This window comes from Methylobacterium sp. CCH5-D2 (assembly GCF_001556475.1).
Taxonomy (GTDB): domain Bacteria; phylum Pseudomonadota; class Alphaproteobacteria; order Rhizobiales; family Beijerinckiaceae; genus Methylobacterium; species Methylobacterium hispanicum.
In genome coordinates, this window is sequence record NZ_LSIX01001012.1 from 1 (window position 1) to 13,006 (window position 13,006).

Consider the following 13,006-nt stretch of genomic DNA (forward strand, 5'->3'; position numbering starts at 1 on the left):
CCCGCCGGCCGCTGCAGGTCCGCTTCGCCGCCGTGCCGGACGCGCCCGCGCTCGAAGACGCGCTCGCGGCGATCCCGGAGGACATCTGGCACGACGACGTGCACGGCGCGCCGGACTGGCGCCGCCACGTCACGGGGCTGCTCGCCGCGGAGATCCGGGACGAGCTCGCGGGGGAGGGGGCGTGATGCGGCTCACCGTCAACGGGCAGGCGCAGGCGGCCGACGCCCGCCCCGGCCAGTGCCTGCGCACCTACCTGCGCGGCCTCGGCTGGTTCGGCGTCAAGAAGGGCTGCGACGCGGGCGATTGCGGCGCCTGCACGGTCCACCTCGACGGCGAGCCCGTCCACGCCTGCATCACCCCGGCCTTCCGGGCGGCGGGGCGGGCCGTCACCACGATCGAGGGCCTCGCCGGCCCCTGCGCGCCGGGCGCGCCCGTGCCCGCGGACCTCCACCCGATGCAGGCGGCCTTCCTGGCCGCGCAGGGCTTCCAGTGCGGCTTCTGCACCCCCGGCCTGGTGATGACGGCCGCCGCCCTCGACCAGGGCCGTCGCCGGGACCTCGACGCCGCGCTGAAGGGCAACCTCTGCCGCTGCACCGGCTACGGCGCGGTCGCCGACGCGCTCGACGGGCTCGCGCGGGCCGAGACGCCGGAGCCCGGCGCCGACCCGGTCGGGCGCTGCCTGCCGGCGCCGGCGGGACCCGCCGTCGTGACGGGGCGCGCCGCCTACACGCTCGATCTCGCGCCGCCGGGCCTGCTGCACATCAAGGTGCTGCGCGCGCCCCACGCGAGCGCCCGCATCCGCGCGATCGACGCGGGGGCGGCGCGCGCCCTGCCCGGTGTCGTCGCGGTGCTCACCCACGCGGACGCGCCGGAGCGCCCCTTCTCGACCGCCCGCCACCACGACCCGCGCGACGACGCCGCCGACACCCGCGTGCTCGATCCGGTGATCCGGTTCATCGGCCAGCGCGTCGCCGCGGTGGTGGCGGAGAGCGAGGCGGTGGCCGAAGCCGCGATCCGCCTGATCGCCGTCGATTACGAGATCCGCCCGGCGGTGCTCGACCCGGAGGCGGCGCTGGCGCCCGGCGCGCCGCTCGTGCACGACCCCGCCGACCGCCCCGCCCCGGAGCCCGGCGCCGACGCGCCCCCGCGGCACAGCCACCCGAACCTCGCGGCCGAGGCGCACGGGCGGATCGGCGACGTCGAGGCCGGCTTGGCCGAGGCCGACGCGGTGCACGAGGGCACCTACGTCTCGCAGCGGGTGCAGCACGCGCATCTGGAGACCCACGCGGCGATGGGCTGGCTCGACGCGGACGGGCGCCTCGTCATCCGCGCCTCGACCCAGGTCCCCTTCCTCACCCGCGACGCGCTCTGCGCGCTCTACGACCTGCCGCGCGAGCGGGTGCGCGTCGTCTGCGGCCGGGTCGGCGGCGGCTTCGGCGGCAAGCAGGAGATGTTGACCGAGGACCTGGTCGCACTGGCCGTGCTGAGGCTGAAGCGCCCCGTGGTCTGGGAACTCACCCGCGAGGAGCAGTTCGCGGCCACCGCCACCCGCCACCCGATGCGGGTGCGGGTGCGCCTCGGCGCGAAGGCCTGCGGCACGCTCACCGCCATCGCGCTCGAGGTGCTCGCCGAGACCGGCGCCTACGGCAACCACGCGGGCGGCGTGCTGCACCACGGCTGCAACGAGGTGATCGCGGTCTATCGCTGCCCGAACAAGCGGGTCGACGGGTACAGCGCCTACACCAACACCCTGCCCGCCGGGGCGTTTCGCGGCTACGGCCTGAGCCAGACCATCTTCGCGATGGAATCGGCGATGGACGAACTGGCCCGCGCCCTCGGCATCGACCCGTTCGCGCTGCGCCGCCGCAACGCGGTGCGGCCGGGCGACCCGATGGTCTCGACGAGCCTGGAGCCGCACGACGTGCGGTACGGCAGCTACGGCCTCGACCAGTGCCTCGACCTCGTCGAGGGCGCCCTGCGGGCTCTGCCGGAACCGGAGACCGAACCCGGCTGGCGCGTAGGGCAGGGGATGGCGCTCGGCATGATCGACACGATCCCGCCCCGGGGCCATCTCGCCGAAGCGCGGATCCGGCTCGGCGCGGACGGCCGCTACACGCTCCGGGTCGGCACCGCCGAGTTCGGCAACGGCACCGCCACCGTGCACGCCCAGCTCGCGGCCGCGGCTCTGGGCACGAGCCTCGACCGGATCCGCCTGGAGGCGGGCGACACCGACGCGGTCGGCTTCGACACCGGCGCCTACGGCAGCACCGGCATCGTGGTCGCGGGCCAGGCGACCCACAGGGCCGCGTGCGCGCTGGCCGAGGCGCTGCGGACGGCGGCGGCCGCGCGGCTCGGGGCCGACCCGGGGACGGGGCGCCCGGAGGCCGACGGCCTGACCTTTCCGGAGGGGCAGGTGCCGCTCGCCGACCTCGCCGGCCTGGAGGCCGAGGGGCACGCCACCGGCACGCCCCGCTCGGTCGCCTTCAACGTGCAGGCCTTCCGGGTCGCGGTGCACGAGGGCACGGGCGCGGTGCGCATCCTCGACAGCATCCACGCGGCCGATGCGGGCCGGGTGATCAACCCGATGCAGTGCCGCGGCCAGATCGAGGGCGGGGTGGCGCAGGCGATCGGCGCCGCGCTCTACGAGGACATGCGGCTCGACGACGGCCGGGTCGTCACCCGCAGCTTTCGCGACTACCACGTCCCGGCCTTCGCGGACGTGCCGCGCACGCGGGTGCTGTTCGCCGAGACCCACGACACGGTCGGCCCGCTCGGCGCCAAGTCGATGAGCGAGAGCCCGTTCAACCCGGTCGCCGCCGCGCTGGCCAGCGCGATCCGCGACGCCACCGGCCACCGCCCGACCGCAACCCCCTTCGCCCCCGACCGGATCTTTCGCGGCGTGTCGGCGGCCTCCCGCCGGAACACGCAAGCCATGAGTCCGCCCGCATGAGTCCGCCCGCATGAGCCCGCCCGCATGAGCCACACGGCCGCCGAACTCGAACAGGCCGTCCGCGAGATCGCCGAGGAGATGCGCGAGCGGCCCGACCGCGGCGCGGTCGCCGACTACATCCCGGAACTCGCCACCGTCGATCCGCGCCGCTTCGGCATCGCGGTGATCGACACGCAGGGCCGCGTCGCGACCGGGGGCGACGCGGACGCGCCCTTCTCGATCCAGAGCATCTCGAAGGTCTTCACCCTGACGCTGGCGCTCGGCATGGTCGGCGACCGGCTCTGGCGCCGGGTCGGGCGGGAGCCCTCGGGCAGCCCCTTCAACTCGATCGTGCAGCTGGAGCGCGAGCGCGGCATCCCGCGCAACCCCTTCATCAACGCGGGCGCGATCGCGGTCACCGACGTGATCCTGTCCGGCCACCAGCCGCGGGAGGCGCTCGGCGAGATCCTGCGCTTCCTGCAGTTCCTGGCGCAGGATAGTTCGATCGTCATCGACGAGGCGGTGGCGGCATCCGAGCAGCGCACGGGATTCCGCAACGCGGCGCTGGCCAACTACATGAAATCCTTCGGCGTGCTCGACAATCCGGTCGTCTACACGCTGGGCGTCTACTTCCACCACTGCGCCATCGCGATGTCCTGCCGCCAGCTCGCCACGGCCGGGCAGTTCCTGGCCCATGCGGGCCGCAACCCGGTCACGGGCCACACCGTGATCTCCGCCGAGCGGGCGCGCCGCATCAACGCGATCATGCTGACCTGCGGCCACTACGACGGCTCGGGCGATTTCGCCTACCGGGTCGGCCTGCCCGGCAAGAGCGGAGTGGGGGGCGGCATCCTGGCGGTGGCGCCGGGCCGGGCCTCGATCGCGGTCTGGTCGCCGGGGCTGGACGCCGCCGGCAACTCGCATCTCGGCCGCATCGCGCTGGAAACCCTGACCCGGCGCATGGGCTGGTCGATCTTCGGGGTGTGAGGCGGCACGGGTCCCGCGCCGCGGGGCGGGAGAGGCGCCGTCGGCCGCTCAGGGCGGCCAGCCGCCCTCACCGGCCCCGCGGGGTCCGGTTGCGCTCGGCCTCCTCCTGGATGGCGGCCTCGTGGTAGCCGCCGTCGACGGCGCAGACCTGCGGGGCGGCGGCGGGCGCGGCCGGGCGGGCCCCCTGGCCGGCGCGGCCGCCCACCGGGAACGTGTAGATCTTGGCGGTGGGGCGGTGAAGGTCCGTGTTCATGGGGCGCGACGCTCCCTGTCAGCGATGGGGTCTCAACGCATCGGCGGCGCTGTCGACGGGAAGATGCCTACTCTTTGCGCGTTCTGCACTCCATAAATCAGCTTTTGCCGGCAATTTGCGCACACAGCCCCTTGCGGAATCCTTTGCCGCCTGATCGCTCACGATTCCGAAGATCGCTGCCTGTTCGCTGTGCGATTTCGAGGCCCGCCCGGCACTGCCCAGAAGGCGGGCATTAACCCGGAGCCGGCAGAGGAGGGCGCGGCGGGAGCGAGACAAGCCGCGCGCCCTCCCTCCGGTTCCATCGCCGACCCGCATTCCGCGTCGCGGCTCGCCCTCGCGTGTGGCACGGGCCGTGCAAGGGGGCCGCCGAGCCGTCGCCGGCGCGCGAGGCCGGCGTGCAGGGTCCGCGTTCGCCAAGGCTTTTGCCAGGGTTTGACGAGAGAATCACGATGACGAAGTACAAGCTCGAATACATCTGGCTCGACGGCTACACGCCGGTCCCAAACCTGCGCGGCAAGACCCAGATCAAGGAATTCTCCGAGTTCCCGACCCTCGAGCAGTTGCCGATGTGGGGCTTCGACGGCTCCTCGACCAAGCAGGCCGAGGGCGGCTCCTCCGACTGCATGCTGAAGCCGATCCGCCACTTCCCCGACCCGGCCCGCACCAACGGCGTACTGGTGCTCTGCGAGGTGATGATGCCGGACGGCGTCACCCCGCACGAGTCGAACAAGCGCGCCACCATCCTCGACGACGAGGGCGCGTGGTTCGGCTTCGAGCAGGAGTACTTCCTCTACCAGAACGGCCGCCCGCTCGGCTTCCCCGAGAGCGGCTACCCGGCCCCGCAGGGCCCGTACTATTGCGGCGTCGGCGCCTCGAACGTCGGCCCCGTGGCGCGCAAGATCGTCGAGGAGCATCTCGACCTCTGCCTCGCCGCCGGCATCAACCACGAGGGCATCAACGCCGAGGTGGCCAAGGGCCAGTGGGAGTTCCAGATCTTCGGCAAGGGCTCCAAGAAGGCCGCCGACGAGATGTGGATGGCCCGCTACCTGCTCCAGCGCCTCTGCGAGCAGTACGAGATCGACATCGAGTACCATTGCAAGCCGCTCGGCGACACCGACTGGAACGGCTCGGGCATGCACTGCAACTTCTCGACCGCCCACCTGCGGGAGGTCGGCGGCAAGGCCTATTTCGAGGCCCTGATGGCGGCCTTCGAGAAGAACCTGCACGATCACATCGCCGTCTACGGCCCGGACAACGACAAGCGCCTGACCGGCAAGCACGAGACGGCGCCCTGGAACAAGTTTTCCTACGGCGTGGCCGACCGCGGCGCCTCGGTCCGCGTGCCGCACTCCTTCGTGAAGAACGACTACAAGGGCTATCTCGAGGATCGCCGCCCGAACTCGATGGGCGACCCCTACCAGATCGCCAGCCAGGTGCTGAAGACGATCTCCGAGGTTCCGACCGGCGCGGCCGCCGCGGCCGCAGCCTGATCCACGCGGCGGCCTCCCCGCCGCACCCCGACGGTCCCGAGGGGCCGGCGATCCGAGAGGATCGCCGGCCCCTTCGCACGTCCGGAACCCCGCCGCGTTAAGCCTAACCGCGCTTTAACGGCAGATCGGACTGCGAATTCCTTCCCAGGCGCGTTCCGACCTGAGATGATCGTCGGACACGGAAGGAGATGACATGAGCGAGCGGCGACGGCAGGGGCGGAGCCGGACATTCCTCGGCGGCGCGATCACCTTCAACCACGGTGCGCAGACGCTGTCCTGCCGCATCCGCAACCTCAGCGCCGAGGGCGCGCGCCTGGATTTCAGCGGTGCCGTGCCGCTCCCCGACGAGATCGATCTCGCGATTCCGCTGCGCGACGAGGTGCGGCGCGTCCGGGTGGTCTGGCGGCGGGACGATTGCCTCGGCGTCGCCTTCCTGCCCCGGCCGTCCAACCTGATCGATCTCGCCGGCGCCCGTCGCGCGCGGGCCTGAGCGCGGGCCGCGCGGCGGGGCCCGGATATCGGACGATGCCCTAGCGGCGGTGCTTCGCCCGGCGCATGCAGGCGTGGTAGATCTGCCGGCCCAGCGCCTCGGGCTCCAGGCCGCGCGGATTGGGCGCCGAGAACACCCGGCCCCGGGCCTCGTTGCGGCAGGCGGCGTCCTGCGGCCCGCGGATCGGCGGCTCCGCCCGCGCCCCGTCCGCGGCGAGCGCCGCCAGCGTCATCCCGAGACAGGCCCCGATCATCGCGCGCGTGCTGGCCATCGTACGGATCACCTCCCTGCGGCCCCGTGCGGGCCGATGCCCGGAACAATAGTGCGCCCCGGCCTCGGAGGAAGCGGAGCCGGCCCGATCCTGAGACCTCGCGCGCGAGCGACGGCGCCGTGCCCCGGCTCGACGACCTCCGCGACGATCGCGCACCAGATCATGCGCCGCATCAACGATCCGCGCCATCCCTTGGTATAGGAACGCCTTTTCACCCGTCGAGCGAATCCTGAGGCCGCGCACCAGCAAAGCTCCGCAACCCATTGAAAACCGTGCGGTCTCTGGATTTTTTCGCGCTGACCGCCCAGTCCGGAGGCTCCGAACCGGTGGAGGGCGCCCCCTCAGGGCATCACCCACAGGCAGCCGCCCGTCGCCAGAGCGAGGCATTCGTAGGGCGCGCCGCCCACCATCGCGCGGTGCTCGACCGCCCCGACCGCGTCGCGCGGGACCAGACGGCAGCCGGGCTGACTGGAGACCTGCGCCGCGGCGCGCACCCGGTCCTCGCCCGCGCGTGCGGCGAGCTGGCGCAGGGCCACGAGGTTCTCGCAGGCCGGAACCGCGCCGGCCGGCCCCTGGGCCATGGCCGGGAGCGCGACGAGGAGCATCGGAAGCGTAGGGAGCAGGCGGCGCATCGCTCGATTCCGCGTGGGTCGGGAGACGAGCACATGGAACGCGCCGGCCGCGCGCCAAGGGGATCCCTGCGCCAAGGGGATCCCTGCGCCAGGGGAGCCGGCCGGCGGAGGCCCGACATGGCGACGCCGCCCGCGCCGGGGGCGCGGACGGCGTCGATGGATCGTCGATCCGGTACCGGGGCGGCGGCCCGAGGGCCGCGCCGTCTCAGCGCTTCACCTTCGCCTTGGCCTTGCGGGCGGCGTAGCGGGCGTCACGCGCTTCCTTCTTGGCGTTGAGCTCGGCGGCCTTGCGCTCCTGCAGGGCCTGCGCCTCGGCCTGCTCGCGGGCGATCTGGGCGGCGAGTTCCGCCTCCTCGCGGGCGCGCTTCTCCTCCGCGGCCTTCAACTCGGCGGCGACGCGGGCAGCCTCGCGCTCGCGGGTGCGCTCCTCACGGGCGCGCGTGACCGCGGCGCGGGCCTCGGCCTTGGCCCGGACCTCCGGGTCGTCGGCCGGCGGGCGGGCCTTGAACTTGGCCAGCAGGGCGGCCTTGGCGTTGGCGGAGTTCTGGCGGCGGTCGTCGAAGTTCCTGTAGTCGAATGCGCTCATCTGGCCTTTCTCGTTCGGTGTTCGATGTCGTGCTTCCGTCCAGCCCCACCGGACCGGTTCGGTCGGGCTGGACGACGGGTGCGGACCGCGAGCCTCGGGCTCGGGCCGTTCTCGGATTGGGACGGACCGCCAATGACCGATGCGTCCGCCCGATGCAACCGACGTCGGCGCCCGCAAGGGCCCGCTTCGGTAACATTTGTCGTCCTTCCGACGAAAGTTTTCGTGACGGATGCCGAAATACCTCAACCGGGCCGGTCATCGCGGCGCGTGAGAGCCGCTCCGGCCCGGACCGCGGAGCCAGGCTCGCGCGTCGGGCCGTCGATCCGGACGCTGCCTGAGGTAGGGTGTCGTACCCGATCCGGCAAGGTCGCGGCGCGCCCTCCGGTGCAGCCCAGGCATCCCTCCGCCGCGTGCCGGGCGGCGCGCCAGCCTGTGGACGACCCTGTGCGGAATGCGTGGCGAACCCCTGCGCGACGAGACGCGCGAACGGCCCCGGCGCGCCCCGCGACACCGTGCCGGGACCCTTGAGGTTGCCGGGCCGGGCCCGTGCGGCTAGGCTTGCCCATTCGCGGGTGGGGGCCTGCGGGGGGATCGGTGGGGCTCGCGCCCGCCCCCTCCGGTCTCCCGGTCGCGGCCCGTCCGCGGTCCCGCTCGCCCGGAGCCGCCGTGCCGGGCCGGCACCTGAAGCGGGGGGCTTCAACCATGACGACCGCATCGCCGGGTTCCGGCCCGTTCGGACGCGTCTCGAACGCACCGCGCCGCGCGACCGCGCGCGCGCCGGGAGGCACGCGGTCGCGCCCCGCGTGAGGAGCCGCCCACCCCCGTGCGATCCCCGGGCCTCGGCCGGCGGGCAGGCCGGCGCGTGGCTCGCGCGGGCGGGCCTGTGGGCCGGGCTGGCGGCCGCCCTCGGCGGCCCGGCACCGGCAGCCGCCTTCGACCTGTTCGGGCTGTTCGGCGATAGCGAGGCGCCGCTCCAACCCTCCGCCACGGCGCTGCCCTACGACGTGAAGGTGCGCGGCGCGGACGACGACGCCCTCGTCACCGCCCTGCAGGACGCCTCCAGCCTGTACAAGCTCCGCCGCGAGCCGCCCCCGGACGGGGAGGGGCTGGCGCGCCGCGGCGAGGCGGACCTGCGCAAGCTCCCCGAGGTGCTGGAGGGCTACGGCTACTACGCGGGCCGGGCCGCGGTGCGGGTCGGCGACGTCACGCTCTCCGGCGAGGCCTCGCTGGACCGGGCCGCCCGCGCGGCGGAGATCGAGCGCGGCCGGGCGCTCGTGCCGGTGAAGATCGCGGTCGATCCGGGCCCGCTCTACCACCTGCGCCGTGTCGCGGTGCTGGATCCGGCGGGCCGGCCGCTGCCCGCCGAGCTGATCCCCGAGCGCCTGACCCGGGTCGATCCCGACACCCCGGCCCGCTCGGCCACGGTGCTCGCCCGCGAGGCGGCGGTCGTCGATCGCCTGCGCGGGCTCGGCCACCCCTTCGCCAAGGTGGTCCGGCGCGACCCCGTGGTGGACGACGCCGCGCGCGCGATGGACGTGACGCTGACGCTCGATGCCGGCCCGAAGGCGGGGCTCGGGCCGGTCGCGGTGCGGGGCGCCGAGGGCGTCGATCCGGCGGTCATCCGCTCCTTCATCTACACCGAGCCGGGCGACCCCTATTCGCCCAAGGCGCTCGCCGACATGCGCCGATCACTCGCGAAGATCGAGGCTCTGGGCTCGGTCCGGGTACGCGAGGGCGAGGCGCTCGATGCCGAGGGCAACCTGCCGATCTTCGTGGATCTCACCGAGCGGCCGCGGAACCTCGTCGGCGTGTCGGCCCGCTACTCGACCGTCGACGGGCCCGGCGTGCGGGCGACCTACACCAACCGCAACCTGTTCGGCGGGGGCGAGACGCTGCGGCTCGACGCCGACGTCTACTACCTCGGCAACGACCTCTACGCGCGCCAGCGCAAGCTCGCGGGGATCGACTCCAACGGCCTCGGCGGGCGGCTCGGCGCGACCTTCGTGAAGCCCGCGCTCTGGGGCTCGCGCACCGACCTCGTGATGAGCGCCTTCGCGGGCCGCGAGGCGCAGCAGAGCTACGTGGTCGATGCGGGCGGCGGTACGGTGGGCCTGCGCCAGCGCTTCTCCGACACGTTCTTCGCGCAACTCGGCATCGAGGGGCAGGCCGGCCGCTCGCAGGACGCGCTCGGCAAGGTCGATTACCGGCTGGTGGGGGTCGGCGCCTCGGTCGCCTACGACTCGACCGACAGCCTGCTCGACCCGACCCGGGGCGTGCGGCTCACGGCCTCCGCCACCCCCTACGCGGGCTTCCTCGGCTCCGATCCGTCGATCTTCGTGGCGAAGGCTCAAGGGGCGACCTACTGGGCGCTCGACGAGGATGCCCGCTACGTGCTCGCCGGCCGCCTCGGCTTCGGCTCGATCTCCGGGGCCTCGCTGGAGGAGATCCCGGCCAACATCCGTTTCTTCGCGGGCGGCGGCGGCTCGGTGCGCGGCTTTCCCTATCGCACGCTCGGGCCGCGCGGTCCCTTCGGCCTGCCGGTCGGCGGCAAGAGCCTGCTGGAGGCCTCGCTCGAGGCCCGCATCAAGGTCACGGACACGATCGGCGTGGTGCCGTTCTTCGACGCCGGCACGGCGTTCGCCGGCTCGCTGCCCAACTTCGACGAGCGCATCCGCACGTCGGTGGGCCTGGGGCTTCGCTACTACACCGGCATCGGCCCGATCCGTGTCGACGTCGCCTTCCCGCTCGACCGGATCAAGGGATACCACGAGCCCCCGGCCGCCCTCTACATCAGCCTGGGACAGGCGTTCTGATGGTGCTTTCGAGGTCTTTCGGACGGCCCCCGCGGCTCTCCCTCCCCCCTCTGCGGGGGAGGGTGTGGGTGGTCGCCGTCGCGGGCCTTCTGGTCCTGACTCTCTCCGGCCCCGTCACGCCCACCCGCGCGGCCGACGAGGGCGAGAAATCTGTCCTCGGCGGCCTCCTCTCCAAGGCCCTCTCCACCCCGTCCTCCCGGGTCGCGATCGGCGCGGTCGATGGGGCGCTCTCCTCGGATGCCACCATCCGCGACGTGGCGATCAGCGACCGCGACGGCGTCTGGCTGCGGCTCGACCGCGCCCGCATCGTCTGGCGGCGGCTCGCCCTGCTGTCGGGCCGCCTGGAGGTGGACAGCCTGGAGATCGGGAAGATCGCGGTGCTGCGCCGCCCGATCCCCGCCGCCCACCCGCCGACCGAGGAACCCGACGGCACCCTGCTGCCGGACCTGCCCGTGAAGATCGAGGTGAAGGGGTTTCGCCTCGACGAGCTGGCCCTGGCCGAACCCGTCGCCGGCCAGAACGCCCGGCTCGCGGCGAGCGGCAAGGTCCGTCTCGGCAACCCGGCCGAGGGGCTCGACCTGGATCTCAGCGTCAACCGGCTCGACGCGGGCGGCAGCTTCGCGGCCCGCCTGCTCTTCGTGCCGCAGGGCGAGCGGCTGGAGATCAAGACCGTGCTGAGCGAGCCCGCGGGCGGCCTGCTCTCGCGGGGCCTGAACGTGCCGGGCGAGCCGCCGGTCGCGCTCGACCTCGACGGGCGCGGCACCCTCGACGCCTGGAACGCCCGCCTGAACTTCGACGCGGGCGAGGGCATCGGCGCCAAGGGCGGCGCCCGGATCTCCCGGGTCGGGGCGGAGCGGCGCCTCGGCCTCGACCTCGCCGCCCGGGTCGAGGGCCTGCTGCCCGGACCGGCCGCGGCGGTCTTCGCCGGCACGACGAAGCTCGACGGGGCCATCGGCTTCGCCGACAGCGGGGCGCTGCGGATCGACCGGCTCGAACTCGCCTCCCGCACCGCGCGGCTGGAGGCCCGCGGCAGCCTGGACGCGGCGCGCAACGCCGACTTCCTGCTCCAGGCCCGCGCGGTGCCGACCGAGGGCGACGTCACCAGGACCGAGCGGGCCGAGATCCGCACGCTGGTGCTCGACGCGAGCCTCAAGGGCCCGCTCGGCCGGCCGAAGGTGCTGGGTACGCTGCGCGCCGCGGGCCTGCGCGCGGAGGACAGCGCGCTCGACCGGGTCGAGGCGAACATCCGGGCCGAGCCCGCCGACGCGCAGCGCTTCGCGCTCTCCGCCGACGCGCGGGTGGAGGGCTTGGCGCTCGCCGACCCGGCCCTGCAGCGGGCGATCGGCGGACGGGCCGCCCTCGATTTCGCCGGCAGCCTCGACCCCGACAACGTGCTCACCGTCTCGCGCCTCGCCCTGGAGGCGCCGACGCTCGCCGCGACCTATGCGGGGCGGATCGGCCGCAACACGCTCTCGGGCATGGCGGAGGGACGGCTCGGCGACGTCTCGGCCTTCTCAGGGATCGCCGGGCGGCGCCTCGCGGGCAGCCTCGCGGGCACGGCCAAGCTCGGCGGCGACCCGGCCCGCCGGGCGGTCTCGGCCGACGTGGACCTGCGCGCGGGCGACCTTGCGCTGGGCGAGCCGGTGCTCGACCGGCTGATCGGCGAGACGCCCCGCTTCACCGGCCGGCTCTCGACCGTCTACGACGGCTACGGCTTCGAGGCGGTGCGGCTCGAAGGCGCGCGCCTGATCGCCCGGCTGGAGGGCCGCGCCACCGCGCGGCTCGCCGACGCGCGGGCCGACATCGACCTGAAGGACCTCTCCGGGCTCGACGAGCGGCTCGGCGGCCGGGCCACCCTGTCGGGCCGGCTCACCGGCACCCTGGAGCGCCCGAACCTCGCCGCCGTGATCGAGGCCCCGGAGGCGAGCGCGCTCGGGCGCCCGATCCGGGCCTTGCGCGCCGACGCCACCGTCACGGACGCGCTGGGCCAGGCGGACGCCAACCTCAAGCTCGCCGGCAGCGTCGGCGGCAAGCCGCTCGCGGGCGGCCTCCACCTCGCCCGGGCGGGCGCCGACTGGCAGCTCGACCGGCTCGATCTCGGCCTCGGCTCGGTGAGCGTCGCAGGGCAGGGCCGGCTCGCCGCGGATTCCTGGCTGGCGGACGGCAAGCTCGCGCTGAAGGCCGGCGACCTCGACGACCTCTCGGCCCTGGCGCTGACCCGCCTCGGCGGCAGCCTGGAGGCCGACGTCGCGCTCTCCCGCGCGGGTGGCCGCCAGGACGCGGCGCTGAAGGCGCGCGCGGCGCAGATCCGCGCCGGGGAGATCGGCCTCGCCCGGCTCGACGCCGACCTCGCGGGCTCGGACCTGCGTGCCGCGCCGCGCCTCGACGGGCGGCTCGAGGCGGACCGGCTGACCGCGGCGGGCGAGAGCCTCGACACGGTCCGCCTGACCGCGACCGGCGGGCCCCAGGCGACCGACCTCGTGCTCGCGGCCAAGGCCCGCGGCTTCGACCTCGACGGCGCCGCCCGGCTGATGCCGGGCCCGCCGCTGCGGCTC

9 protein-coding genes and 2 pseudogenes are annotated in these 13,006 nt (G+C 74.3%); 7 read left to right on the forward strand and 4 right to left on the reverse strand.

The genetic code is table 11. From position 1 onward, the window contains the following. The 3 genes and pseudogenes from AX737_RS27495 to AX737_RS27505 all read left to right on the forward strand — a co-directional run. Positions 1 to 185, forward strand: a pseudogene (locus tag AX737_RS27495) (FAD-binding molybdopterin dehydrogenase); the annotation flags it as partial. Next, the gene (locus AX737_RS27500; protein WP_066927018.1) at positions 185 to 2,950 is read left to right on the forward strand and encodes a molybdopterin cofactor-binding domain-containing protein; all 2,766 of its coding nucleotides are present in this window, start codon (positions 185 to 187) and stop codon (positions 2,948 to 2,950) included. The pseudogene AX737_RS27495 and the gene AX737_RS27500, both read left to right, overlap by 1 nt. 24 nt (positions 2,951 to 2,974) lie before the next feature. Next, a complete protein-coding gene (locus AX737_RS27505; protein ID WP_066927020.1) occupies positions 2,975 to 3,916 on the forward strand; it encodes a glutaminase in 942 nt (313 codons plus the stop codon). A gap of 67 nt (positions 3,917 to 3,983) precedes the next feature. On the opposite strand, the gene AX737_RS27510 is transcribed toward AX737_RS27505, so the two are convergent. Then, positions 3,984 to 4,169 carry a DUF2735 domain-containing protein gene (locus AX737_RS27510; RefSeq protein WP_066927022.1) on the reverse strand — a complete coding sequence of 62 codons (186 nt, stop codon included), beginning with the start codon at positions 4,167 to 4,169 and terminating at the stop codon, positions 3,984 to 3,986. 449 nt (positions 4,170 to 4,618) lie between these two features. On the opposite strand from AX737_RS27510, the gene AX737_RS27515 reads away from it, so the two are divergent. Together AX737_RS27515 and AX737_RS27520 are read left to right on the forward strand one after the other, a co-directional pair. Beyond that, entirely contained in the window at positions 4,619 to 5,659 is a 1,041-nt protein-coding gene (locus tag AX737_RS27515) for a glutamine synthetase beta-grasp domain-containing protein (protein ID WP_066927023.1), read from the forward strand. A gap of 193 nt (positions 5,660 to 5,852) precedes the next feature. Continuing rightward, entirely contained in the window at positions 5,853 to 6,149 is a 297-nt protein-coding gene (locus tag AX737_RS27520; protein ID WP_066927025.1) for a PilZ domain-containing protein, read from the forward strand. Between the two features lie 40 nt (positions 6,150 to 6,189). On the opposite strand, the gene AX737_RS27525 is transcribed toward AX737_RS27520, so the two are convergent. The 3 genes from AX737_RS27525 to AX737_RS27535 all read right to left on the reverse strand — a co-directional run bounded on the left by AX737_RS27525 (position 6,190) and on the right by AX737_RS27535 (position 7,638). Continuing rightward, positions 6,190 to 6,420, reverse strand: a complete 231-nt coding sequence (locus AX737_RS27525; RefSeq protein ID WP_238229579.1) for a hypothetical protein — start codon at positions 6,418 to 6,420, stop codon at positions 6,190 to 6,192. Between the two features lie 341 nt (positions 6,421 to 6,761). Further along, positions 6,762 to 7,052, reverse strand: coding sequence for a hypothetical protein (locus AX737_RS27530; protein WP_066927026.1), 291 nt, complete (start codon positions 7,050 to 7,052; stop codon positions 6,762 to 6,764). A gap of 205 nt (positions 7,053 to 7,257) precedes the next feature. Then, positions 7,258 to 7,638, reverse strand: a complete 381-nt coding sequence (locus AX737_RS27535) for a DUF6481 family protein (protein WP_066927027.1) — start codon at positions 7,636 to 7,638, stop codon at positions 7,258 to 7,260. Positions 7,639 to 8,519: 881 nt separating this feature from the next. On the opposite strand from AX737_RS27535, the gene AX737_RS27540 reads away from it, so the two are divergent. Both AX737_RS27540 and AX737_RS27545 read left to right on the forward strand, forming a co-directional pair. Next, positions 8,520 to 10,451 (forward strand): autotransporter assembly complex family protein, encoded by a 1,932-nt coding sequence (locus AX737_RS27540; protein WP_066927031.1) that lies wholly within the window; start codon positions 8,520 to 8,522, stop codon positions 10,449 to 10,451. 68 nt (positions 10,452 to 10,519) lie between these two features. Then, positions 10,520 to 13,006 (forward strand): annotated as a pseudogene (locus tag AX737_RS27545) (hypothetical protein); the annotation flags it as partial.